The sequence below is a fragment of the Rahnella sp. CG8 genome (assembly GCF_023701875.1).
Lineage (GTDB): Bacteria > Pseudomonadota > Gammaproteobacteria > Enterobacterales > Enterobacteriaceae > Rahnella > Rahnella aceris.
Map to the genome: position 1 here is coordinate 169,281 of NZ_JABAED010000001.1, position 24,945 is coordinate 194,225.

22 protein-coding genes and 1 riboswitch are annotated in these 24,945 nt (G+C 52.4%); of the genes, 5 read left to right on the forward strand and 17 right to left on the reverse strand.

The genetic code is table 11. From position 1 onward, the window contains the following. The first annotated feature begins 82 nt into the window (after nt 1-82). A complete protein-coding gene (locus HGO41_RS00835; protein ID WP_250980687.1) occupies nt 83-976 on the forward strand; it encodes a LysR family transcriptional regulator in 894 nt (297 codons plus the stop codon). 51 nt (nt 977-1,027) lie between these two features. Here HGO41_RS00835 and HGO41_RS00840 read toward each other — a convergent pair whose 3' ends face one another. Then, nucleotides 1,028-1,687 carry a DUF3313 domain-containing protein gene (locus HGO41_RS00840; RefSeq protein WP_037036392.1) on the reverse strand — a complete coding sequence of 220 codons (660 nt, stop codon included), beginning with the start codon at nt 1,685-1,687 and terminating at the stop codon, nt 1,028-1,030. A 139-nt stretch (nt 1,688-1,826) separates the two neighbouring features. Then, nucleotides 1,827-2,261: a GNAT family N-acetyltransferase gene (locus HGO41_RS00845; RefSeq protein WP_013574390.1), complete on the reverse strand. Its 435-nt coding sequence runs from the start codon at nt 2,259-2,261 to the stop codon at nt 1,827-1,829. A gap of 153 nt (nt 2,262-2,414) precedes the next feature. Further along, nucleotides 2,415-2,513: riboswitch (TPP riboswitch) on the forward strand. A 34-nt stretch (nt 2,514-2,547) separates the two neighbouring features. Between HGO41_RS00845 and thiM the strand changes: the two genes are divergently transcribed. Both thiM and thiD read left to right on the forward strand, forming a co-directional pair. Continuing rightward, complete coding sequence (gene thiM, locus HGO41_RS00850) at nt 2,548-3,357, forward strand: hydroxyethylthiazole kinase (protein ID WP_015689479.1); 810 nt, start codon at nt 2,548-2,550, stop codon at nt 3,355-3,357. Further along, the gene (gene thiD / locus HGO41_RS00855) at nt 3,354-4,154 is read left to right on the forward strand and encodes a bifunctional hydroxymethylpyrimidine kinase/phosphomethylpyrimidine kinase (protein ID WP_013574392.1); all 801 of its coding nucleotides are present in this window, start codon (nt 3,354-3,356) and stop codon (nt 4,152-4,154) included. The genes thiM and thiD overlap by 4 nt, the downstream gene beginning before the upstream one ends. Nucleotides 4,155-4,161: 7 nt before the next feature. Here thiD and HGO41_RS00860 read toward each other — a convergent pair whose 3' ends face one another. The 3 genes from HGO41_RS00860 to HGO41_RS00870 all read right to left on the reverse strand — a co-directional run bounded on the left by HGO41_RS00860 (nt 4,162) and on the right by HGO41_RS00870 (nt 6,737). Further along, nucleotides 4,162-5,010 (reverse strand): hypothetical protein, encoded by an 849-nt coding sequence (locus HGO41_RS00860; RefSeq protein ID WP_250980688.1) that lies wholly within the window; start codon nt 5,008-5,010, stop codon nt 4,162-4,164. 122 nt (nt 5,011-5,132) lie between these two features. Continuing rightward, on the reverse strand, nt 5,133-5,819 hold the full coding sequence (locus tag HGO41_RS00865; RefSeq protein ID WP_013574394.1) for a GntR family transcriptional regulator: 687 nt from the start codon (nt 5,817-5,819) through the stop codon (nt 5,133-5,135). A gap of 90 nt (nt 5,820-5,909) precedes the next feature. Beyond that, nucleotides 5,910-6,737, reverse strand: a complete 828-nt coding sequence (locus HGO41_RS00870) for an AraC family transcriptional regulator (protein WP_250980717.1) — start codon at nt 6,735-6,737, stop codon at nt 5,910-5,912. A 281-nt stretch (nt 6,738-7,018) separates the two neighbouring features. Here HGO41_RS00870 and HGO41_RS00875 point away from each other — a divergent pair, with 281 nt between their 5' ends. Continuing rightward, nucleotides 7,019-8,428 (forward strand): MFS transporter, encoded by a 1,410-nt coding sequence (locus tag HGO41_RS00875; RefSeq protein WP_250980689.1) that lies wholly within the window; start codon nt 7,019-7,021, stop codon nt 8,426-8,428. Nucleotides 8,429-8,451: 23 nt separating this feature from the next. After that, entirely contained in the window at nt 8,452-10,425 is a 1,974-nt protein-coding gene (locus HGO41_RS00880; RefSeq protein ID WP_112197185.1) for a glycoside hydrolase family 127 protein, read from the forward strand. A gap of 5 nt (nt 10,426-10,430) precedes the next feature. Here the strand turns inward: HGO41_RS00880 and HGO41_RS00885 are convergent, their stop codons facing one another. The 12 genes from HGO41_RS00885 to mdtD all read right to left on the reverse strand — a co-directional run bounded on the left by HGO41_RS00885 (nt 10,431) and on the right by mdtD (nt 24,823). Beyond that, a complete protein-coding gene (locus HGO41_RS00885) occupies nt 10,431-10,985 on the reverse strand; it encodes a chorismate mutase (protein WP_112151278.1) in 555 nt (184 codons plus the stop codon). 277 nt (nt 10,986-11,262) lie between these two features. Further along, nucleotides 11,263-12,552: an MFS transporter gene (locus HGO41_RS00890; RefSeq protein WP_015689485.1), complete on the reverse strand. Its 1,290-nt coding sequence runs from the start codon at nt 12,550-12,552 to the stop codon at nt 11,263-11,265. Nucleotides 12,553-12,675: 123 nt separating this feature from the next. Further along, nucleotides 12,676-13,689, reverse strand: a complete 1,014-nt coding sequence (locus HGO41_RS00895) for a Zn-dependent oxidoreductase (protein WP_119261354.1) — start codon at nt 13,687-13,689, stop codon at nt 12,676-12,678. Nucleotides 13,690-13,700: 11 nt separating this feature from the next. After that, nucleotides 13,701-14,915 carry a D-mannonate dehydratase ManD gene (manD, locus tag HGO41_RS00900; RefSeq protein WP_013574401.1) on the reverse strand — a complete coding sequence of 405 codons (1,215 nt, stop codon included), beginning with the start codon at nt 14,913-14,915 and terminating at the stop codon, nt 13,701-13,703. Nucleotides 14,916-15,106: 191 nt separating this feature from the next. After that, complete coding sequence (yiaK, locus tag HGO41_RS00905; RefSeq protein WP_119261355.1) at nt 15,107-16,120, reverse strand: 3-dehydro-L-gulonate 2-dehydrogenase; 1,014 nt, start codon at nt 16,118-16,120, stop codon at nt 15,107-15,109. Beyond that, on the reverse strand, nt 16,107-17,669 hold the full coding sequence (locus tag HGO41_RS00910; RefSeq protein ID WP_013574403.1) for an MFS transporter: 1,563 nt from the start codon (nt 17,667-17,669) through the stop codon (nt 16,107-16,109). The genes yiaK and HGO41_RS00910 overlap by 14 nt, the downstream gene beginning before the upstream one ends. A gap of 245 nt (nt 17,670-17,914) precedes the next feature. Beyond that, entirely contained in the window at nt 17,915-18,802 is an 888-nt protein-coding gene (yegS, locus tag HGO41_RS00915) for a lipid kinase YegS (RefSeq protein ID WP_119261356.1), read from the reverse strand. Between the two features lie 369 nt (nt 18,803-19,171). Further along, nucleotides 19,172-20,557 carry a prephenate-dependent tRNA uridine(34) hydroxylase TrhP gene (trhP, locus tag HGO41_RS00920; protein ID WP_013574405.1) on the reverse strand — a complete coding sequence of 462 codons (1,386 nt, stop codon included), beginning with the start codon at nt 20,555-20,557 and terminating at the stop codon, nt 19,172-19,174. 186 nt (nt 20,558-20,743) lie between these two features. Beyond that, nucleotides 20,744-21,091 (reverse strand): YegP family protein, encoded by a 348-nt coding sequence (locus HGO41_RS00925; protein WP_013574406.1) that lies wholly within the window; start codon nt 21,089-21,091, stop codon nt 20,744-20,746. A gap of 154 nt (nt 21,092-21,245) precedes the next feature. Further along, nucleotides 21,246-21,965 (reverse strand): envelope stress response regulator BaeR, encoded by a 720-nt coding sequence (baeR, locus tag HGO41_RS00930; RefSeq protein WP_037036367.1) that lies wholly within the window; start codon nt 21,963-21,965, stop codon nt 21,246-21,248. Further along, entirely contained in the window at nt 21,966-23,351 is a 1,386-nt protein-coding gene (gene baeS / locus HGO41_RS00935; RefSeq protein ID WP_112151270.1) for an envelope stress sensor histidine kinase BaeS, read from the reverse strand. Beyond that, nucleotides 23,348-24,823 carry a multidrug transporter subunit MdtD gene (gene mdtD / locus HGO41_RS00940; protein ID WP_013574409.1) on the reverse strand — a complete coding sequence of 492 codons (1,476 nt, stop codon included), beginning with the start codon at nt 24,821-24,823 and terminating at the stop codon, nt 23,348-23,350. Before mdtD ends, baeS begins: the two co-directional genes overlap by 4 nt. Nucleotides 24,824-24,945: the final 122 nt, after the last annotated feature.

Below are 24,945 nucleotides of genomic sequence, written 5' to 3' on the forward strand. Positions count from 1 at the left end.
GAATTCTCCGCTAAGTGGTAAACGCAGAGTAGGTTGTTGTCAGGTATAGTTGAAATGAATTGATCATATAGCAGGTATAGCGATGAGTAATTTCGGCCGTTTGGATCTCAATTTGTTGCTGACGCTGGATGTCCTGCTCGCCGAGCAAAACGTCACGCGTACGGCGCAACGCCGTAATCTTTCACAACCTTCAGTCAGCGTTCAGCTCGCGAAGTTGCGGGAATTTTTTGATGACCCTTTGCTGCTGCCGGGACCACGGGGGATGCGGCCGACCGCGCGTGCTGATGAATTACGTGAGCCGCTGCGACAAGCACTGGCCGCGCTGGAGCAGGCCGTATCTGCGGGTGAAGTGTTTGACCCCTCGACGGCAAAGAATACCTGGAATCTGGGGGCGGCAGATTATGGCGAATCGACCATTGTGCTGCCCGCGTTACGGGCATTACGTATAGCCGCACCTTCTGCACGGCTGGCTATTTTTGAAACGTCACCTGCGCGGATTATCCGCAAAATGGAGCAGGGTACGCTGGATCTCGCATTCCATACCGGCGAGGCGGTGATGAATGGCCTGCACAGCCGATTAGTGTTTGCTGAACGTTATGTTTTGGTGAGCAGAAAAGGACATCCGCAGGTTAAAGGCAAGATATCGCGTTCAGCGTTTTGCGCACTGGAACATGTGATCGTTTCACCTGATGGTGGGGGTTTCTATGGCAATACCGACATCGCGCTGGCGGCCACTGGATTATCGCGCCGCGTCGTCATGTCAGTGCCGCATTTCCTGTTTGTCGTTCAGGTGCTGATGACCACTGATCTGGTGGCGATGTTGCCGGAACGTCTGGTACGTGGAAATCCTGCTTTGCAGGTTACTACACCGCCGCTGGATGTTTCGGGGTTCGAGATGTACATGGTCTGGCACGAGCGCGCTCATCGTGATCCTGCACATCAGTGGCTGCGTGAGTTTATCGCTGATTCAGTCTGAAAAAAGGCAGCCTTACGACTGCCTGTGTCTGACGGTGCGGAAAACCGGAACTTATTCGTTGAACAGCTTGGTATCATTCGCCAGGCTATCTACCACAACTTTTAAATCGTTAGCGGTAACTTTCTGCTTATCATTGGAAACTTGTTTACCGAATCCTTTACGCACGACTTTGATCACCGGTTTGCCAGTACTGGCGTCGATCAGCTCACCTTCGAAATACACTTCAGTATCACGCGTGCGGTGGCCTGTCGCGGTTTGAGTACCGGCAATAACCAGCGCGACCGGGACGACTTCATAGAACTGCAAACCTTCTGCCGACGTGTTCACACCGGTGATCGCGCCTTTGAAAATCAATGTGCGCGGCCCTGCGTGATCTGTCAGTGGCAGGCGCTCTGCCAGTGCAGGTTTCATGCGGCTGTTGGCGTAATCCAGCACCCCCTGCAAGGTGGCTTTGTCGATCTGCGCCGTAGGCTGCGGTTCCGGGTAGAATTTAATCGGTTCGTATTTGATGTAAGAATAATTTTCTTTCTTAAACGAAGGATCGATCCAGCGCAGAACCGGATTTCCCCCAGCCGTTTTCACTTCCTTAAGGCCGGAATAATCGCCTAAAAAACCTGAGTATTTTTCCGTCTTGGTAATGTGGCTGGTACAACCGGCCAGGAACAGTGCGCCAGTCACTGCGGCGATCTGCATCAGTTTTATTGTTTTCATTCGTACCCTCGAAATATTTTAAGGAAGACCAAGTATGTATAGCACCGCTGCGGAATTTAACCTCTTAACGACAAAGAAAAATTGATATTCATCAGGATCGCGAAAATACGGTTCTGTGAGGTAATCATTTCTTCCTTAATTATTTTTTTGATGAATGAAACAAATAGTATTCACCTTTTGGACTGTCCCCCGTAGAGATGATGTTCCAGCCTTTTGACAGATAAAAAGCGACTGATTTTTTACTCTTTACTAAACATTTCAACGACCCCTGACGGGTAAACGTTTCTTCCGCAGCCTGAAGCAATGCTGAACCTGCGCCGGTTCCCTGATATTGCGGATCAACAAACAGGTTATGCAGGAAATTTTCCTGAGTGAAAATTGAGGCGAATCCCAGTAAATGTCCGTCACGTTCTGCCACCAGAATCGTCTCGCCGATCACTGCGCGGTCAAAATCTTCCAGCTGAAAATCGTCTTCCAGCCATGTCCAGGTATGCTTGCGTGAGGCCAGATACAACGTGCGTAAAAACGGGCGGTCTGCTTCTTCATAAGGACGGACAATAAGTGATGAGGACAAGTAAAACTCCTGAGGAAATTTTTCATCAACGTGTGTTGTTCATGTCTGTTTCCTGATACTGCCAGTGAAGCGGAGTGAGTTCAATTACGTTGGCTGATCGGTTTTTTTAACGCATTTCCTGATTGATCTTCTGACCTCCGCCGCCAATAATGTTCCCTTGACTCGGGGTGCCCGCTGCAAAGCAGGGCTGAGATTTTACCCGTATTACCTGATCTGGATTATGCCAGCGTAGGGAAGTCAGGTATCTCTCCTGATACCGCCTTCCTGAGTGCCGGTGGGGAGATTTATGAATACCCGACCTACCTTCTTGCCCGGCGCCTTAGCCGCCACTTCTCTGAAACGACTCCGCCTTTCAGCGCCGCTGGTTCACTGCCTGACCAACGACGTGGTGCAATCTTTTACCGCCAATGTCCTGCTTGCGCTGGGTGCATCTCCGGCGATGGTGGTTGATCCCGCCGAAGCGGCGCAATTTGGCGCCATTGCCGATGCCTTATTGGTGAACGTCGGCACGCTGACACATCCCCATGCCGATGCGATGCGGGCGGCTATTCACGCAGCCACTCAGGCCGGAAAGCCCTGGGTGCTGGATCCGGTTGCTGTCGGCGGCCTGAGCTGGCGTACAGAATTCTGTCGTGAAATCATCACACTTAAACCTGCCGCAATCCGCGGTAATGCCTCGGAAATCCTGGCTCTCAGCGGCCTCAGTGCGTCCGGGCGCGGCGTGGACAGCGGTGATGATTCCCTTTCTGCCTTACCTGCCGCACAGCAACTGGCGCGGGAGACCGGTGCGGTAGTGGCCGTGACGGGTGAAACCGATTACGTCACCGACGGGATGCGCAGTTGGGCGGTGGCTGGCGGACATCCGATGATGACCCGCGTGGTGGGTACCGGATGCGCATTATCTGCGGTGGTGGCGGCCTTTGTGGCTTTGCCGGGTGATCGCCTGGATAACGTGGCCGCCGCCTGCCGGGTGATGTCCTGTGCCGGCGAGCGCGCCTGTGCGGTCGTGAAGGGGCCGGGCAGTTTCACGCCTGAATACCTCGATAATCTGTATTTAATGGGCGAGGAATGGCTGAATGGCGAGGAAATACAATGAAACGTATTAATGCACTGACGATTGCAGGCACAGATCCGAGTGGCGGGGCGGGGATCCAGGCGGATTTGAAAACCTTCTCGGCGCTGGGTGCGTACGGCACCAGTGTGATCACCGCGCTGGTGGCGCAGAACACCCGTGGTGTGCAGTCGGTCTATAACATTGAGCCCGGTTTCGTTTCAGCGCAGCTCGATTCCGTACTGAGCGATGTGCGGATCGACAGTGCGAAAATCGGCATGCTGGCGAACAGTCAGATTGTGGAGGCGGTTGCGGAGCGACTCAGACATTATCAGCCGCCGTTTGTGGTGCTGGATACCGTGATGCTGGCGAAAAGTGGCGATCCGTTACTGCTGCCGGAGGCCGTGGATGCCGTGCGTCGTTTGCTGATCCCGCAGGCTTCCATTATTACGCCAAATCTGCCCGAAGCGGCGGCGTTACTGGACTGTGCGGTGGCGGCGAATGAAACCGAAATGCGTAAGCAGGGAGAAGCCTTACTGGCGATGGGATGTGGTGCCGTGCTGATGAAAGGGGGACATCTGAGTGATGAGGAAAGCCCTGACTGGTTGTTTGTGACCGGTTCCCGCGAGCGGTTTACTGCGCCGCGTGTGAATACCCGACATACTCATGGCACCGGTTGCACGCTGTCTGCCGCGCTGGCCGCGTTACGTCCGCGTCATCACAACTGGGCCGATACGGTACGCGAAGCCAAAGCCTATTTACAGCAGGCGCTGATGCAGGCCGACTCACTGGAAGTCGGCCACGGTATCGGGCCTGTGCATCATTTCCACCGCTGGTGGTAACCGCGGATTATGCCTGGTGCTGGGTTTCGCTCAGCGCCTGTTCAACCTGATGAAATTTCGTCAGCGCCTTTTGCAAATGAACGGCATCAAACGGGTTCAGCGGATAGAATTTTTCTTCTTTACGCGGGCGCAGCATGACGCGGATTTTAGTTGCTGACATCCGTTCAAACAGATAGCTGGCAATATCGTCGTTCTCCTCGTCCTGCCACGACAGCAGCAATGCCGCATGCTCACCGCTGCGGCGGCCAATAAATTGTCCGTGTGACCACAGCCCTTCAAATTCGCCATCCTTTTGCAGTTTTTTGCCACTGAACCACGGTGATTCAGCCAGCGTCAGGAGGGCTTGCGGCGTGATATCCGCATACAACTGGCGCCACTGCGGGCGGTTGTTATCCATCTGCCAGCAGGCCATGCCGAGATAATCGTTCAGTTCACGCCAGTCCTGTTCCAGTTTCTCCCTGAGTTCAGGATCCTGCACATGCATGAACTGTTGCAGGCCGGTCGCCTGATCACCCAGCTTGTTATAGGCAATAACGGTCATGGTGCGGGGCTTACGGCGGAATGTGACCCACAGCAGTACTTTGGGGATGCGGAAAGTGATGGCCTGAACGGTGAGTTTGTAACGGTTGCCACGTGACATCACCAGGCCGCTGGAAGTGCCCCGTTTGTCCTGATAATTTCTCACCAGTACCACGCTGTTCTGTCCCATCCAGCCCGTGACGTAATGTTCTTTTTCGCTTTCTGCCACGTCCAGATCGTGAACGATCTGGGTGATTTTCTCGTTATCGAGCTGGGAGAGGGACAGTGACTGATCGGCACTGTAGTAGCTTTTTTTCAGGGCGGCTGCGGCTGGCATAAAAGTATCCACGATATTGATGTGGTTTACAGCTTACACCAAGTTGTCATACAGATTTTAGGGATAACCCGCAAAATTTGATCGCTGTCGTTCACTGTTTGTGTATTACAACGTCCTTTTACTTACTCGGCATCAAACCAGTCACTGTTCTGTTCAGCAATCGGGGTAATGGTGGAAATCATTTCCTGCAAATGAATGCGGATAGCTTTTTCAGCGGCGTCCGGGTCATGCGCTTTCAGCCCGTCAAAAATCGCATAATGTTGTGCAATCAGATTTTCCGGCGGTGACACTTTACTGAGTGTCAAAAAGCGCACGCGATCCATTGTCGCTTTGATGTGCTCGACGGTTTCCCATGCCAGGCGGCAGTCGATGATCTGCGCAATCGTGCGGTGGAACTCATCATCCAGCAGCAGGAATTCCTGCGTTTGCTGACTCTTTGCCGCCAGCGTCTGACGCTCAAGATTATGTTCGAGCAAGGCCAGATCTTTATCGGTGGCGACCATGGCTGCACGGCGTACCACGGCGGTTTCGACTGCTTCGCGAATGAAGCGTCCGTCGGCAACCCGCTTGGAGGAAATTTTCATTACATAGGTGCCGCGTTGCGGTAAAACCTGAACCAGCCCGGCTTCGGCCAGTTTGATAAAAGCTTCGCGAACCGGCTGGCGGGACACATTAAAGCGTGTGGAAATCTCTTTCTCCGACAGGAATGCCCCCGGCGCGATGGCACAGGTGACGATGTCCTGACGCAAGGTGCGATAAATCTGCTGATTAACCGGCACATTACTGAGAAATTCAAAGGAGTCTGTCATGGGCAAAAGTTGTCTTTAAAGTCGGGAAACGACAATACTAACATGAGTTTTCTGATGTTTTTGAGATTGTTAGCGCAAGCTTTCATCAAATTATTGGGAGTTTATATGCTCCCGGCAATACAGCTTTTTATAGGCCGCGGGTGTGATACCCAGCAGTTTACGAAATACCCGGCGAAAATACGCCACATCGTTAAACCCCGTCAGGCGTGCCACGTCCGCCACATTGCCGGTATTGGCCAGTAACAGCTTTTCTGCTGCAGCGACACGTTGTTTATGCAGCGCATCCGTCAGCGTCATCTGAAAGGTCAGGCGGAAAACCCGCCCGAGATAATCGGCGTTACAGTGCAGCCGCTGCGCCAGCTCACAGGCCCCCAGTGGCAGATGAAACTGTGTGGTGATCAGCTGACGGGCTTTGTAGGCCAGCGCCACGCCGGGGCCGCCGGGTTCGACATTCTCCGGCCAGGCGCGCGAGACTTCCTCTAACAGCAAAATCAGGAACAGCTCAAGAGAATTACCGCCGCGTTCCTGTTCATATAAAAATAATCTGAACAGCGTTAACAGGGTTTCACTGTCCCTGACTTTACAATGCTGTGGAATATTTAGCTGTAAAGAGGGACTATTTTGCTGTGGTTTAATGATTGCTATATCTTCCACAATATCAAAATGCAGCCAGTAAAATTTTAAATCGGGATCAAAGGTTGTGACGCCTTTATGTTCCCTGCCGGGAAATAACAGTAAACTTTCTCCTGTATGCAAATCAAAACGCGTATTTTCTTCCTGTAAAGACAACGAGCCACGGACGACATAAATTAATTCGTGCGAACTCAGGCGTCGGGTCGGATGTGTGCCAATTCCTCTGGAAATGAACAGGCCACCGTTTTGCACTTTAACCGGGTAATTTACGGAGAACGTAAGCATTTCAGGCATTTTAAGGCACTCATCAGGCAAGTTTTGCCTGACAGTAGCACAGGAAACGTGCACCACCAGCCGGGCATGAAGAGGTTTTGATCTGCTTCACAGATTCTGGGTGTGAGTCGGAATTGTCCCGTTTAACTACTTTTCTCTCCTCTTGTTGGCATGAGAACCCTATGCCAGATTTATGGCGTACCTTATTTCATCTCAGGGCTGATACGAATAATTAGCCTTATTCATTGTGTTCCTACAGCTTATAAATAACGATATAAAAGCGAGGAAAGATAATGCCAACAGATTCAGTTAATACAGGCTCTGCACCGGTAAACGGTGAGGACAGAATACTTTCTGCTAATGCCAAACTTTCTGTCAGTGAAAAAATCGGTTATGGATTAGGTGATGCCGGTGGCACGATAATTACCTGTCTTATCACCAGTTTTCTGACATTCTTTTATACCGATGTTTTCGGGCTGACACCTGCGATTGTCGGTACGCTGTTTATTTCGCTGCGTGTGATTGACGCGATTTCCGATCCGCTGATGGGCATTCTGGCTGACCGCACGCAAAGCCGCTGGGGACGTTTTCGTCCCTGGCAGTTATGGATCGCGTTGCCTATTGGCGTGGTCGGATTTCTCACTTTTACGGTACCCGGCCTGAGTGGCGATGCCAAAATTGCCTACGCCTTCTTCACCTATTTCCTGCTCTCCGTGTCCTATACGGCAATCAACGTGCCGTACTGCGCGCTGATTAACACCATGACCACTGATCATCGCGAAGTGATGTCTTGTCAGTCGTGGCGCTTTGTACTGTGCGGCGTGGCGGGCTTTATGGTTTCCGTCGGGTTGCCGTGGCTGGTGCAGGTGTTGGGTAAAGGCAATGCGGCGGTGGGATATCAGCAGGGCGTAGGGTTGCTTTGCGCGGTTGCTGTGGTGATGTTCCTGTGGTGCTTCTTCACGGTACGCGAACGCCTGCCCCTTGCACTGCTCGGGCAATTCAGCGTTAAGGAACACATTCGCGGCATGCTGAAAAACGATCAGTTGCTGCTGGTTTTACTGATGTCTTTCCTGCTGATCAACGTGTTCAATCTGCGTGGCGGCGGCTACATGTATTTCATCACTTATGTGCTGAAAGGCGGGGCGGGCTACGCCTCTATGTTCTTCGGCATGGTAACGCTGGCATCCATTCTTGGCGCGGTGATCGTCAATCAGCTGACCAAATTTATCGACAGCGTGCGGCTGTATATGTTGACTAATCTGGTACTGGCGGTGTTTTCCCTGATGCTGTGGTTTGTCCCTGCCGGTGAACATTATCAGACGCTGTGGCTCGGTATCATCTTTGTACACTGTGTGATCCTCGGGTTCACCTTGCCGCTGCACTTTTCCATCATGGCGTTCGCCGACGATTACGGGCACTGGAAAAATGGTATCCGTTCCTCCGGCATGAACTTTGCCTTCAATCTGTTCTTTATCAAACTGGCCTGGGCATCAAGTGCCGGGATCATCAGCCTGGTCTTCATTCTGGTCTCTTATCAGGCTGGCGCAGAGCATCAGACTGCAGCGTCACTCGGCGGGATCACTTTGCTGGATACATTGTTGCCTGCGGCGATGCATCTGCTGCTGGCGGGAACGCTGATGTTTTGCAAACTCGATAACAAATTGCTGTCGCGGATGTCGCACGATTTGGCCGCAAAAATCTAATTTACTGTTTTTCAGGAGGTTGTATGCCGTTTTCTCCGGTTGATTCTTTAGAAGTGCCTTTGCAAAAAGTGAATGTTTCCGATGCGTTCTGGCTGGAATATCAGCGACTGGTAAAAGATGTGGTGGTGCCGTATCAGTGGAAAGCGCTCAACGATGACGTCGCCGACGCCGAACCAAGCCATGCGATTGAAAATTTCCGGATTGCCGCCGGGCAAAGTGATGGCGAGTTTTATGGCATGGTTTTTCAGGACAGCGACGTGGCTAAATGGCTGGAAGCGGTGGGGTATTTGCTGGCGAAAACGCCGGATCCTGCGCTGGAAGCAACGGCGGATCAGGTGATCGAGCTGGTCGGCGCGGTGCAGCAACCTGACGGCTATCTGAACACGTATTTCACCGTCAAAGAGCCGCAACAACGCTGGGCCAATCTGGCTGAATGTCACGAACTTTACTGCGCCGGACATCTGATTGAAGCGGGTGTGGCCTATGCGCAGGCGACCGGCAAAACCCGGTTACTCGAGATTGTCTGCAAACTGGCGGATCACATCGCAGACGTTTTCGGGCCGGGCGAACAGCAACTGCATGGCTATCCGGGGCATCCGGAAATTGAACTGGCGCTGATGCGTTTGTATGAACAAACTGCCGAAACGCGATATCTCGAACTGACCCGCTATTTTGTTGAACAGCGCGGCACACAGCCGCATTTCTACGATATCGAATATGAGAAACGTGGAAAAACCTCGCACTGGAATACTTACGGTCCGGCGTGGATGGTGAAAGACAAAGCCTACAGTCAGGCGCATGTACCGGTGGCTTTGCAGACAACAGCCATCGGTCACGCGGTGCGTTTTGTGTATCTGTATGCCGGTGTGGCGCATCTGGCGCGGTTGAGTCAGGATCAGGAAAAACGCGAAGTGTGCCAGCGATTGTGGGAAAACATGACCCAGCGGCAGATGTACATCACCGGTTCAATCGGCTCGCAAAGCAGCGGTGAGGCGTTTTCTTCCGACTATGATTTACCCAACGACACGGCTTACACCGAAACCTGCGCATCGATTGGCCTGATGATGTTCGCCAACCGTATGCTGCAGATGGATTCTGACAGCCGTTATGCCGATGTGATGGAACGTGCGCTTTATAACACTGTGCTGGCCGGTATGGCGCTCGACGGCAAACATTTTTTTTATGTGAATCCTCTGGAAGTGCATCCGAAAAGCATTCCGTTCAACCATATTTATGACCACGTAAAACCGGTGCGTCAGCGCTGGTTCGGCTGTGCCTGCTGTCCGCCGAATATTGCGCGTCTGCTGGCGTCGCTCGGCCATTACATCTATACCCAGCGTCCGGACGGTGTGGATATCAATCTGTATATCGGCAGTGATGTCGAAGCGACCATCGGCGGAAAGGCGTTGCGACTGAAACAGTCCGGCGGTTATCCGTGGGCAGAAGGCGTGCTGATTGAAATCGATAACGATCAGCCACTGGAAGCCACGCTGGCGCTGCGTTTACCTGACTGGTGCGCCAGTCCGCAGGTCACGCTCAATGGCAATCCGCTTGAACTGACCAGCCTGACGCAACGTGGATATTTGCGTTTGACGCAGGAATGGCAGAAAGGCGATCGCATTGAAATGATGCTGCCGATGCCGGTGATGCGGGTGAAAGGCAACGCGCTGTTGCGGCATGTCGCGGGGAAAGTGGCAGTGCAGCGCGGGCCGCTGGTGTATTGCCTTGAGCAGGCTGACAACGGCAGTGAACTGCATAACATCCGCCTGCCGGGTGATGCGCAATTTCGTCTGATTTCCGGCAGCGGATTGTTCGCCGGTAAAACCTTATTGCAGACACAGGGCGAACGCCGGACATCCGTTCAGGCCAGTCAGCAGCCACTGTATCGTTACAATCCGCCAGCGCAACAAACGGTACCGCAAACCATAACCTTTGTGCCGTACTTTACCTGGGCGAATCGTGGGGAAGGAGAGATGCGGGTTTGGGTGGACGAATAAAACCGTCATCCTTCAGCCTGTTTCACGCGTCTGATCCCGGATAACCCCTGGACCAGACGCGCTTTATCCACTTCGGTTAGCTGCGGCGCATGCAGCAGAATCATAATCTCTGATTTATCTTCCTCACTGAACCCGCCGGCCAACAGGCGCTGACTAATGGCGCTCAAAATTTGCTTATCCTGTGCAGAGATGGAGTCCCTGACCCTATCGAGGCTTTTCGGTTTGTCCCCCATATCGGGCTGCGATAACCAGTCAGCAAAATAGCGGTACTGGATAGCTTTGGCGACGTCCATCTGCGCCTGAATAAAAGGAAGCACCGAGTGCGGGTCAAGCCCTGCTTCTTCCGCTTCAGCCTGCGCGAGAGAGAGAACCTTCTTTTCACGCACCAAATCTTCGACCGGTAAATGATTTGCCGCTTTATAAGCCGCCACGTCTTTCATATCCACCATGCGTTCGTTCATCGCCGTTGTGAGAGAAGAGATCGCTGTGGCCGGCACCGATGCCGCATAAACTGAGCCCACCATAAATAACGAAGACAAAAACACCATGATATAAGCCATAACACCCTCAGTTGCGTCAGGAAGAATAAGGAATTTACTTTGCCATCAAAATAATACCGCAGTGTTACAAAGATTCATGCATTACGCCTGAAATGTGCTCTGACGGCTTTTGAGTGATGGGCAGTATGGCAAGCATGGCGTACCGGGTACAGATTGTGCAGATGGCGGAAAGGGCGCTTCTGGAATGAACGGCATCGCGTTAATGTAAGATTACAATCAGCAAATAGGGAAAAATGCCGCTCCCCTGTGGCAGGGAGCAGCATTGGTATTCAGAATATCAGTTGTGAGACAGAGTGGAGTCGGGCAGGTGTTTTGGCGGTTTAATCACGAAGAACACCAGCATTGCACCCAGTGCGGCGACGCCGCCAGCGAGAATAAAGGCACTGTCAAAACGTCCGGTGTTTTGCACAATGAAACCCGTCACGACCGGACCAATGATGCCCGAGACGCTGCCGACCAGATGAATAAATCCGCTGGTGCCGCCGACGCGGGATTTATGCACCACATCCTGAATAATCGCCCAGTAAATCGCACCGGTGGTATACAGGAAGAAAATAGACACTGACATCAGAATGACTGCCGGCACCACGCTGGTGACAATACCGGCGAGGGCGACACAAATAGCCGCGGCTAACAGGCTGACCACTAATATAATTTTACGCGACAATAACAAACGGCCGGTAATATTGAAAATCTTATCAGAAATATAACCGCCCAATGCCAGGCCGACAAAACCGACAATCCACGGAATAACCGTTGTCAGACTCATCTCTTTGATATTCAGGCCATGTGCCTGAACCAGGTAAGCCGGGAACCAGCTGAGGAAGAAAAATAAAATATAGTTGTAGCAGAAGAACGCAAATGCCGTAACCAGAATAATCGGCTGACGTAAATAATAGCCCAGACCATGTGCGGCCTGCGCCATATTCTCTTCTTCGCTTAAATGCTCGTTCTTCATTTCATCAACTAAACGCAATTCTTCCGGTGAAACGCGTTTACTTTTCAGCGGATTATCGGCAACGGTAAAGAACCACACGACCATCCAGACGATCCCGATACTGGCAATGACCATAAACGCCGGACGCCAGCCGAAGGAAATCGCCAGATACCCGACAATCGGCCCGGCCACTGCACCGCCGAGGGGAGAACCGGCGCTGAGCAAGCCCATCGCGGTTGCCGCCTGTTTCTTCGGGAACCAGCCGTTAATCATCTTATTTGCTGAGGCGCAGATCGGGCCTTCGGCCATGCCGAATAATACCCGTAAAATAAGCATGGAATAAAAACCGGTCGCGATAGCGGTCATGCCGCAAAATACTGACCATAAGCCGACGGCTAATCCCATTACCAGCGTCGGACCGAATTTATCCACGGCCAGGCCACCGATAAAGTTAAATATTGCGTAACCAAAGAAGAAGCTGCCAAATATCATGCCGAATTGTTCGGGATTAATGGTCAGTTCTTTTTCTATCATAGGCACAGTAATCGACAGCGCAACGCGGTCGAGGTAATTGATCATGTAAACCAAGAACAGCAAGAATACGATGATCCAGCGTAGGTTCTTAAACATAAATGTATGCTCCACTTGTAGGTGTCGTTTTAATAGTGTTGCGTTTTTATAGGTAGAATATGAGGTACGGGAGGCGGGAAGATATTTGAGATCTTCCCGTCTTGTATAAAAAAAATCAAAAAATCAGAATGTCAGTAAAACCTTGCAGCAGGAACGCTGATCTTTCTCAAACAGCGTTAATGCCGCTTCCACTTCGCTGGCGGGCATCCAGTGCGTCACCAGTTTTTCGGGTGCGATTTTTCCCTGCTCCATCCATTCAATCACCTGGGGGAACCGGTGACTGTTCAGGCGTGAAGAAAACAGTGAAATCTCTTTGCTGGTAATGCTTTGCTGCGTGACCAGGCTGGGCTCGCCGGAGAAACCCATCATACCGATACGTGCTGCCGGAGACGCCAGCAGAATAGCTTCCTGCAAAATCGCCGGATGGCAGGCGGCATCGACGATGAGCGTTGGTCGCACACCTTCAGCGGCCAGTTCATCAGCCACGCTGCGTTCGCTATTGTTGATGATCCAGTCTGCGCCGCTGGCCTGCGCCATCTGCAACCGTTCGTCGATACGGTCAGCGACAATCACTTTCTGCACACCATAAACGCCTTTCAGCACCTGAATCACCGTCAGCCCCATCGGGCCGGCGCCGTATATCAGCGCGGTATCCTGCGGCGTCGGTTGTAGAAACGCCGTGATATTGGCCGCAATAGTAAACGGCTCGACCATACTGGCGAGTTTGTCCGGGATTATTTCCGGCACCACATAAGCGTTTTTCGCTGGCGCACAGGCGTAATCACTGAAACCGCCGTCGCGGTGGACGCCGATAACCTGCAGTTCTGCACAGACATTCGGGCGGCCAATCGAGCACGGATAACAATGTCCACAGCTGACGACCGGATCGATAACCACGCGCTCGCCGATACGTTTGACGTCTACGTCTTCACCGACGCTGTCGATGTGGCCGAAAAACTCATGGCCGATTACCCGTGGATATTTCGCAAACGGATTGTGACCGTGATAAATATGAACATCTGAACCACAGATGCCCGCGTGACTGACCCGAACTCGTACCTCACCGGCGGCAGGTACCGGCAAAGCACGTTGCTCGATGACTAACTTTCCAGGTTTCTGAATAACGACACTGTTCATTTTTCGCTCCCTCACCAGTTCCACAAAGTGCCGTCTTCCAGACGGGCCACCGGCAGATACGCCGGTTCGTACGGATATTTCGCGGCCAGCTTTTCGTCAAACTCAATGCCCAGCCCCGGTTTTTCGCCCGGGTGCATGTAGCCGTTGTCGAACGTCCAGTTATGCGGGAAGACTTCCAGCATTTGCTCGGAATAACCCATGTATTCCTGCACGCCGAAGTTCGGCACCCACAGGTCGAAGTGCAGGGCTGCGGCCATACAAATCGGCGAAAGGTCAGAAGGGCCGTGGGAACCGGTACGCACCTGATACAACGAAGCGAAATCAGCGATGCGGCGCATGCCGGTGATACCGCCAGCGTGCGTCAGTGTGGTGCGGATATAGTCGATAAGCTGTTCTTCGATAAGCTGCTTGCAATCCCAGATGCTGTTGAACACTTCGCCGACCGCAATGGGGGTCACTGTGTGCTGGCGGATCAAACGGAAGCATTCCTGATTCTCAGCGGGGGTCGGATCCTCCATCCAGAACAGGCGATATTCTTCGATGCTTTTGCCAAAGCGCGCTGCTTCGATGGGGGTCAGACGGTGGTGCATGTCGTGCAGCAGATGTTCGTCGAAACCGAATTTATCACGCACGGCTTCGAACAGTTTTGGCGTGAAATCGAGGTATTTTTCCGTCGACCACAACTGCTCTTCCGGCCAGTTACCTTTCGTCGCCGGTTCGTAGGCCAGACCTTTGCCTTTCGCCATGCCGTAAGTCGTTTTCATGCCCGGAACACCGCATTGTGCGCGGATCGCCTTGAAACCGAGCTCTTTATGTTTGGCGTAATCGTCGAGCACTTCATCAATGGAATGGCCGGTGGTGTGGCAGTAGACCATGACGCCGGTGCGGGATGCGCCGCCGAGCAACTGGTACAACGGCATGTTGGCGGCTTTGGCTTTGATGTCCCATAACGCCATGTCCACGGCAGAAATCGCCGACATAGTGACCGGGCCGCGACGCCAGTAAGCGCCTTTGTAGAAAAACTGCCAGATGTCTTCAATCTGATGCGCATCACGGCCAATCAGTTGCGGACACACATGATCTTTCAGATATGACGCGACCGGTAACTCGCGACCGTTCAGCGTGGCATCACCAATGCCAGTCAGTCCGCTGTCAGTGGTGATTTTCAACGTAACAAAGTTGCGTCCCGGACAAGTGACAAAAACTTCAGCATTCACGATTTTCATCGGTTACGACCTTCTGCAGTAAAAGTAGGATGCATTTTCTGTGGTTATAAATACGCCTTATCCTAACTACCATACAAGTATGTTTATCGTTTTTTGCCGGAGAGGATCACACTTTGTGAGGGAAATGTTGCGGGGATTAAAAACAAAACGCCTGCTATTAACAGGCGTGATTTGACGTGAAAGAGCGGGAACTATTCCGCCAGCCGTACCACTTCATCCCATACGGCTTCATCGACCGGGATGCCCAAACGGCGGTTTTCTTCGCGGTTGGAAGCGGCAGTCTGGCCCGGATAACGGACATCGTGGCTGTTTTCTGCGGGGTCGGACTGATTCACATAGTCTGCAACGCTGTCGGCCATGCGTTCGGTGAATTCGGCACCACCGAGTTGTGTCGGGTCAAACACCATAAAAATCTGGCTGGCGCCGGTACAACTGCCTTTGCCTATTTTGTCGATCTCATTGGTGGGCGATCCGGCAGATAACAGCGCGGCCATAGCATCGAGCACAATTGCCAGGCCGGAGCCTTTCCAGTAACCCGTCGGTAAAATACGCATGGAGGCCTCGATTGGGCCAGGATCGTCTGTGAGATTTCCCTCTTTATCGTAGCCGCCGGGGAACGGCAGTTTTTCCTTTTTCAGCCGCGTGACCTGCAATTTACCGTAGGAATATTGTGACATCGCCATATCCAGCACGATCGGGCCTTTGGCCCGGGGCACGGCCATCACGAACGGGTTGTTGCCCACGCGGGGGTTTTTGCCGCCCCACGCAGGCATACAGGATTCAGTATTCGTCCAGCAAATCGCCGCCATGCCTTGTTCTGCCGCATGCCAGCCATAACTTCCGCCACGCATCCAGTGACTGCTGTTTTTCAGTGCGACAATGCCGACGCCGTATTCTTTTGCCATCTCTGCCGCTTTTTCGACGGCAAACAGGGCGTTGGTAATGCCGATCCCGCGGTTACCGTTGTAGATGGCGATGGCGCCAAGAGATTTTTCCAGCGCTGGTTTGGCATGAATATCAATCCAGCCTTTTTTAACGTAATCGACAAAGCGCGCCACACGGTTCAGCCCATGGGATGAAATGCCGTCGCAACTGGACTCTGTGTGGATTCGTGCACAGGTACGTGCGCTTTCTTCATCCAGACCGGCTTTTTGCAGGGCGCGGAAGATGGTCTGTTGCATCATGCTGAATTCAATTCTTGGCATGGTTGGCTCCGGTTGAGAGATCATCAGGCGTCAGAGGGGATAATTCTTCTGTCTGGATAAGAATATTATTATCACCCCAACATTTTTCGTATGGCCAGCCGGTAAGTTGCTCGGCAACTAAACGGGCTTCTGGTGTAACATCGTATTTACTACCGCCGGCTTTCAGACGCTCAATTTCACTGACCAGCAACGCATGGTTATGTCGGGTGAGACGGAATTTCATTGAGCTGTATAACCCTACCAGCAGGAAAATGACGGAACCTGCGCCAAATACCAGCGTGATGCCGTAAACAGCTTCGACCGGTTGCGTTGCGCTTTTCGGTGTAAATCCGTAATGCTGTAATAACAGGCCAACTCCAAATAACGCCACCGCCTGAACGGCTTTGCGTACAAATGTCATTACCCCGGCGAATATCCCTTCGCGCCGTTTTCCGGTCAGCATTTCATCCACATCGGGAATAAAGCTGTAGATATTCCAGCAAACATAACTGGTACCCGAACGGCCAACGCCCATTAAAATGACGGAGAGATAAAGCAGCGCCATATTAAAAGGCAATTGTAATAAATGAATGGCTAAAAATAACCCGACACTGCCCAGCATAAATAGCTGTGCGATGCGGTAAGAAGCCCCGTTGCCTAATTTCATACACAGGAAAATAAACAAGGCGACGCAGACAAACTGCACCAGAGTCATTAACGTCATGGCATTCGACGCGGTCACGGCGTTTTGCCCGAGGACAAAAATAATGTAGTAGGCCAGCACCGCACCGAGCACGTCGAGGGCGACATAACCGCCAAGATACATCCCGACATGCTGACGGAAGGTGCGGACTTTCATTGTCGAAATCAGTGATTTAAACAGATGTTTCATGTCACGGCGGAAAGAAAGTTTTGGTGCAGCGACGTCAACCGGGATCGGACGCTCCCAGGTGTAGAAGTAAAGCATCAGGATCACCACGGCAAACAGCACGCCAAAAATCACCCCCATAATCAGAAATGATGACGATGAATCTTCACCGAGATAGGCAATGATCCGGCCGGGTAACCAGGCCGCTAATATCGCGGCACCGGTAGAGAAGAACATTCTGACGCCGGTCAGTTTGGTGCGCATTTTAAAACTGGATGTCATTTCCGCTGCCAGTGTTTCATAAGGCACAATTGCCAGCGTATAAGCAGCATAGAATAGAATATAAGTGAAAAGGTAGTACCAGAATCCCATGCCGCTGACCCACATAATAATGTAGGTCACCATAATCAGCGGAGCACCAAATAAGAAGAAGAAACCGCGGCGGCCGTATTTTTTACCCAGCGGATTACGATAGAAATTATCCGTGACATACCCCATAAGCGGATCGAAAAAAGCATCCAGCAGACGTGCTGTCGCAATAACGGCACCGGCCTCTGCGGGGCTTAATCCTGCATAGGTAGTATAGAAAAACATTATCCACAGACCCAAAACCGCAAAACAACCGCCGCCGAAGAAATCTCCTCCGCCGTAAGCCAGCATATTTTTTACCGATATCGGTCTTTCTTTATCGTGATTAATCATACTACCCCTGCATTCCGTCACCGGATAAATAAGAGTCGTAAAAAGAAATACGTCGTTTTTGCCCGCAAAAAATTCATGAATGAATTATTCAGCGACATCGGCAGATTAAAATTAGGTAATGCACTTCTACCATACAAGTATGTGAAGTGGGTTTTATCGGATGGGATCACAAAAATAAGGGCAGAATTCCTCTGTACTGCAAGATGGATCACAGTACAGAGAATGAACAATGAGAAGGGGTAATATCAGCCGAGCAGTTCGCATTGAGGGGGTAAGCGGCACTGAATGGCATCAGGCAACACTTCGATACGGAACTGTTTGCCGGTCAGCGGTTCGCCGTCGAGGTTGAAGGTCATGTCGTGCGGCGCGGTGATTTCGAGCCACGGCAGACTGGCAGAAAGGATGTTTTTATTTTCTTCATTGCTGAGCAGACTGCGCAGGAATGAAGGCAGCAGCTCTTCTGATGTCAGAAGGCGTAGCTGCAACAGGCCGTCGTTGATCAGCGCGTCCGGGCAAATTTGTTGCCCGCCACCGGCCTGTCGGCCGTTACCGATGCCGATAACCAGCGCATCGCCTTCCCACTGAAAATCAGGGCCTTTAATTTCGCAGCGGTCAGCTTTGAGCGTATCCAGGCGTAAAAGTCCGTGGATGAAATAGGAAACACCACCCAGAGCTGCTTTCAGTTTTTCCGGTGTTTCCGTAGTGATACGCGTCCCAAAGCCGCCGGTCGCCATGTTGATGAAGAAATGCTGGCTGTTGACGCATGCCAGATCAATATCGACGGCCCGGCCTTTTACCGCCAGTTGTAACGCCTGTTCAGGCGTAGGGGGAATACCGCAGGCGGTGGCGAAATCGTTCGCCGTCCCCAGTGGCACAATCCCCAGTACAGGTCTGACACCGTCAATTTGCGCCAGCGCACCTGCCACTTCGTTAATGGTGCCATCACCTCCACCGGCGATCACGGTTTCACAGCCCAGTTCTATGGCTTCAGCGACATAACGCGCCGCATCACCGTGTTCCCAGGTGACCCGTACTCCCAGCTTCACGCCTTCGGCACGCAGCGCGTTCACCGCTTCGCGCAGTTCTTCGATGGCTGCACCTTTTCCATTTAAAATCAGCAGTGCTGTGGTCATGTACGCTCCTTTTATCTATACATAACAACAATAGATGATTATGACCGTATTTGGCTATCGGATAAATCAGTGAAGCATTCTTTCTGGTATTAAATAATTGCAGTTAAAGTCATTCAATAAAACACTTATTTATCTGCAAATGATTTTTTATTTTGAGGGCGGAAAGAGGTTATTTGTTCACTGAATGGGAGAACAGAGAATTGCCCGAATACCAAAAGAAAAGCCAGCTCAAGGGAGATTGAGCTGGCCAAGGAGGTGGTTCCTGGTATAGTCCGGTGCTTTATTTTGCATTCGAAGTAAATTGCGAATGCATATTAACCAGTCACCCTAAAAATAGATGTGATCGAATTCTTGTTTTCGAAGAATTCCTTATTTTGAATGCGGATTCCGGGTGTCGGTTTCTTCCAGATTACGCAACAAAATAGCGAATTCCAGGCTGACATCTTCCGGCAACGCGACATATACGAAGTGGCCATTACCCGGCGCCACGTCGGTCGGCTGACCTTTTTTGTTGCGCAGCGCTTCCAGTGTGAACTGAACGTTACCCTGCGGCGTCATCATTTCCACACTGTCGCCGACGCTGAACTTATTTTTCACGTCGATTTCTGCCCAACCATCCTTACGGTTACCGGTGAATTCACCGACAAACTGCTGGCGGTCGCTGACGGAGAAACCGTATTCGTAGTTCTGTTGTGCGTCATGCGTATGACGGCGCAGGAAACCTTCGGTGTAACCGCGATGCGCCAGGCCTTCCAGCGTTGAAAGCAGAGTCGGGTCAAAAGGTTTTCCGGCGACTGCATCGTCAATGGCGCGGCGATAAACCTGTGCGGTGCGGGCGCAATAGTAGAAGGATTTGGTACGGCCTTCGATTTTAAGCGAGTGCACACCCATTTTGGTCAGGGTTTCCACGTGCTGTATCGCCCGCAGATCCTTGGAATTCATAATATAAGTGCCGTGTTCGTCTTCAAACGCACTCATATATTCGCCCGGACGCATCGCTTCTTCCAGCATAAAGACTCTATCCGTCGGCTGGCCGATGCCTAATGTCGGTTCGGCGGCTTCAACCTGTTGAACGGGGATTGGCTCGTACTGATGCACGATATTGCCGATGGCGTCTTCTTTGCCTTCCTGAACCTTATATTCCCAACGACAGGCGTTGGTGCAGGTTCCCTGATTGGGATCGCGTTTATTGATGTAACCGGAAAGCAGGCAGCGGCCTGAATACGCCATGCACAGTGCGCCGTGCACGAAGATTTCGATTTCCATGTCCGGCACCTGAGCGCGGATTTCAGCGATCTCTTCCAGCGACAATTCGCGGGATAAAATCACCCGCGTCAGCCCCATTTGTTTCCAGAATTTTACTGTCGCCCAGTTAACGGCGTTGGCCTGCACCGACAGGTGAATATCCATCTGCGGAAACGCTTCCCGCACCATCATGATAAGGCCAGGATCGGACATAATCAGGGCATCCGGCCCCATATCGATGACCGGCTGTAAATCACGGATAAAGGTTTTCAGCTTGGCGTTATGGGGGGCGATATTCACTACCACATAGAATTTTTTACCCAGAGCATGGGCTTCGTTGATGCCGGTCTCCAGATTCTGGTGGTTAAATTCGTTATTACGTACGCGCAGGCTGTAGCGCGGCTGACCGGCATAAACTGCATCGGCACCGTAAGCAAAAGCGTAACGCATGTTTTTCAGGGAGCCGGCAGGGGACAGCAGTTCCGGAACAAAAGAATCGCGGGTAAACATAGTCAATCTCAGTCTGATCACAAGTCAGGGCCGTCCCGGATGCGGGGCGACGAAAGGTCGGAATTGTAACGTCTGAGTTGATCAAAAGCAGCCAGTTCGTGTGGGTATTTGAGGTTTTACGGGGGCAGATCAATTTTTGCATCCTGAGGCTACAACAGGGAATGTGGCAGCCTCAGGACAATCAGGTCAGGCGGTTTGCTGGGTAAGATCACGGATATCGGTACTGGTACCGTTTTTCACGACCGACTGAACGCCTTTCTTCGATGCACTTTCCGTGGAGTACATTTCGCTCACGCCGATCACCTGATGATTTTTTGCTTTCAGCACAAAGTAGAACTGGCCGTCTTTCGAGGGTTTGACTTCGTACTGCGCTTCGTCAGGTGCGTTGGTTTGAACCGATGAAATGCCGTTTTCGGCCGAGGCTTTGCTGGCATACATTTCACTGGTGAGGATAATCTCTCCGTTCCCGGCCTTCAGGTTAAAGTGAAACTGTCCATTCTTCGCTTTTTTCAGATCATAGTGACCATTAGCCATAAAGGTAATCTCCATCAGAGGGGTTATTTTCCAGAGATAAGTGTAGTTAAAGGAAACTTTTTCGCGGAGACAGGAGAAATTTAAGGCATGAAATGTGAACTGGCCGACAGACTTTCAGCAACTTTACAAAACTCAATTGCCGGCCAGAAGCGCGTTAAACCAAATGGCAGGGCTCCGCTTCCCAGCGGTAACCGACGCCGTATACCGCGCGGATAAACGCCTTTTCGCCGTCCAGTGATTCGAGTTTGCGACGCAGATTTTTGATGTGGCTGTCGATGGTGCGATCGGTCACAACGCGGTAATCGTCGTAGAGATTATTGAGCAGCACTTCGCGGGTAAAAACGTAACCCGGTTTGACGGACAGGGTTTTCAGCAGGCGGAATTCCGCTGGCGTCAGCTCCAGTTCGTGCCCCTGGAATGTCGCCTGAAAGCGGGCTTCATCAATATGCAGACCGGTTTCTTTTGCCACGTGCTCATCCGGACGTACACAACGGCGCAGGATCACTTTCACGCGCGCGACCACTTCCCGCGGGCTGTACGGCTTGCAAATGTAATCATCGGCACCGATTTCCAGGCCAAGCAGGCGGTCGATCTCTTCGGTTTTGGCGGTCACCATCATGATCGGGACATCAGAGAACTGGCGGATATCGCGGCAAATCGACAGGCCACTGCTGCCCGGCAGCATCAGATCCAGAAGGATCAGCGCCGGTGGCTGATTTTTAACCAGCGTAATCACGTCGTGCCCGTCCGGTAACCATTGGGTGGCATAGCCGGCGGCTTCCAGGTAGTCGATCAGCAACTGGGCGAGTTTAGGTTCATCTTCCACGATCAGAATTTTCAACGGCGCAGGGCCGGACAGTACAGAGTCGTTCATTCAGTTTCTCAGGCCATGTGGAACAGAAAGGGGCAGGACGATGGTAATGCGCACGCCACCTGCCGGAGAGTGGCTGGCGCTGATTTGCCCGCCGTGGGCTTCGACGATATTCTGGCAAATCGCCAGACCTAACCCCGAGCCGCCGCTGGCGCGGTTACGCGAGCCTTCGGTACGGTAAAATCGTTCAAAAATACGGATCAGTTGTTCATCACTGATGCCCGGCGCGCTGTCCTGGAACATCAGATGCAGCGTTTTTTCGCGAATTTCTCCCAGAATTTCCAGGCCGCCATTTGGGTCAGTATAGCGCAGGCTGTTTTCCAGCAGATTGTTGATAAGTTGCGACAACCGCTGCGGGTCACCAAATACTTCGGCGCTTTCCGGCAGATGGCTGGTGAGCGTTAAATGTTTGTTGTGGAAACGATCGCGCGAACCGGCCTCTGCCAGTTGCACCAGATGTACCACATCAGTGTCGACTTTACGGTACGCCAGCGCACCGGCATCAGACAGCGAAAGCTGGTGCAGGTCATCGACCAGTTTGGTCAGAATCGATACTTCAGATTGCAGTGATTCCAGTGAACCGACTGTCATTTTTCGCACACCGTCCTGCATGGCTTCCAGCTCACCGCGCAATACCGCCAGCGGGGTGCGTAATTCGTGAGAAATATCCGCCATGAATGCCCGGCGCATTTGCTCGTTTTTCTCCAGCGTCATTGCCAGCTGGTTAAAGTCCTGCGCCAGTTTCCCCAGTTCGTCTTCACTGTCGACCTCCACGCGGGTGCTGAAATTTCCTGCGGCAAGCTGGTGGGTGCCATTCACCAGCCGTTTTACCGGCGCGAGCATTCCGCGGGATAAAACCCAGGTTACGGCGGCGGCCAACAGTGCAGTAAAGGCGACAATCATCCAACTGGTCCGGCTTTGCTGGCGCTCAAAGTTGATATCGGCATCGCGGGTCAGGCGCTCAGCAGGTGTGGAAATTACCGAACCGATGACGACGCCATCAACGGTCATCACGCGGCGCGGTCCCTGCAGATCGGGGGGAACAGGCTGATCGTAACCACCGATCCGGCGATCGTGACTGTCGAGGATCCAGAATTTTGTCCGCCAGCCCTGCGGTGGCATTCTCGGGCTGCTGTTTTGTTCAAATGAGCGCATCAGCTGATAGATTAACCGGTCATTTGTTTCCAAAAATTCCCAGTTGCCATGCTGCTTGTACTGCTCCTGCAATGTGTCCGCCAGCAGCTCGACACGCTGTTCATTGCTTTGGCGGATGTAGTCAATAAAGCCCCGTTCGAAGCTCATCCGTACGCCCCAGTTCATGGTGATCAACACCAGCGCGCAGGTACAAAAGATGGCCATAAACAGCTTGGCAGTGATACCAGGTTTCATGATTTTCTCATCGGATCGGGGGAGCCGGCCTCAGCACGACGACGGCTAATGATGGCATTTTTCTGCGTGTCAGGCGGCACTTTGGAAAATACCCAGGCGGGCAGGGCAATCACCAGTGCCATTGACATGTAGCAATACAGGAAAGCGGTGTGCAGGGTGCTGCTGTCAGGCGTAATCGCTTGCTGATGTGCAAACAGGCCAATCAGCAACCCGGCGACGCTGACACCGAGGCTCATCGACAATTGCATGATCATCGACAGTAAGCTGTTGCCGCTGCTGGCAAGGCGCGGCGGCAAATCTTTGAGCGTAAGAGTATTCATCGACGAGAAGCGCAGGGAGTTCACCATTCCCTGGAAGAAAAGCACAATCGGGATCATCCACATGGCGCCATAAATCGCCACCAGCGGGAAGATAAGCGTAATCAGTGCCAGCAGCAAGGTGGCGCTGACCAGTGCAGAACGGTAACCCAGCTGATTTACCAGCCGGACCACCACGCGTTTCATCCCCATGCTGCCCAGCACCATCGGGATCATCATCAGCCCGGCGTGGAAGGGCGTAAAGCCCATCCCGAGTTGCAGAAAGACCGGCGTCATAAATGGCAACATGCCGCTGCCGATACGTCCCAGCAGGCTGCCGATCAGACCGATCTTAAAGGTTGGTGTATGGAACAGGCGCAGGGAAAACAGTGCCGAGAGATTGCCGCGCGCATGCATCCAGTAAATGCCCAGCGCGCCGCCACCGGCCACCACCAGCAATACGATTTCCAGCGCCGTCAGCCCCATGCTGCGGCTGCCTTCCAGTGCCAGCGTCAGCGTCGCCATACACACGGCCAGCATGACAAACCCGCTGATATCAAAGCGCCGGGTCTGCATTTTATAATTTGGCATGATCATTAATGTGGCGATGCAACCGGCCAGACCGACCGGCAGATTGATCAGAAAAATCCAGTGCCAGCTGGCATATTGCACCAGAAAACCACCCAGCGCCGGACCCAGTAACGGACCGACCTGACCGGGCAGTGTCACCATCGTCATTGCTGCCATGTATTCGCTGCGCGGGACAATTTTCAGCACCGTCAGCCGTCCGACCGGCACCATCATCGCGCCGCCGATCCCCTGAACTATGCGCGACATCACCAGTTCACGCAGGCTTTCCGATTGCGCGCACAGTAGCGAGCCGAGCGTGAACAGCACAATGGCTGAAAAGAATACCCACTTCACACCGACTTTATCCGCCAGCCAGCCGCTCGCCGGTAACATCACCGCAACCGTCAGCACATAAGCGACAATAACCGAATGCATGTGCAGCGGGTTTTCGCCCAGACTGCGGGCCATGGACGGCAGGGCAGTATTGACGATCGTGGTGTCGAGGGCCTGCATAAAGAAGCCAAAGGCGACGATCCACAATTGCCAGCGAACCGAAGGTGGCAGCGGCGTGGAAGGCGATAAGGTGTCAGTATTTTCAGATTTCATGAGTCATCGCATCAGCACAATCATTTTTGTGGCATTTCAGGAGGGAATTCACCTGCAGACCGGCTCACAGTGTAGCCAGAATGTTTCAGCAGAAAATGGAGGAAATAAGGAGAGTCTTTCCC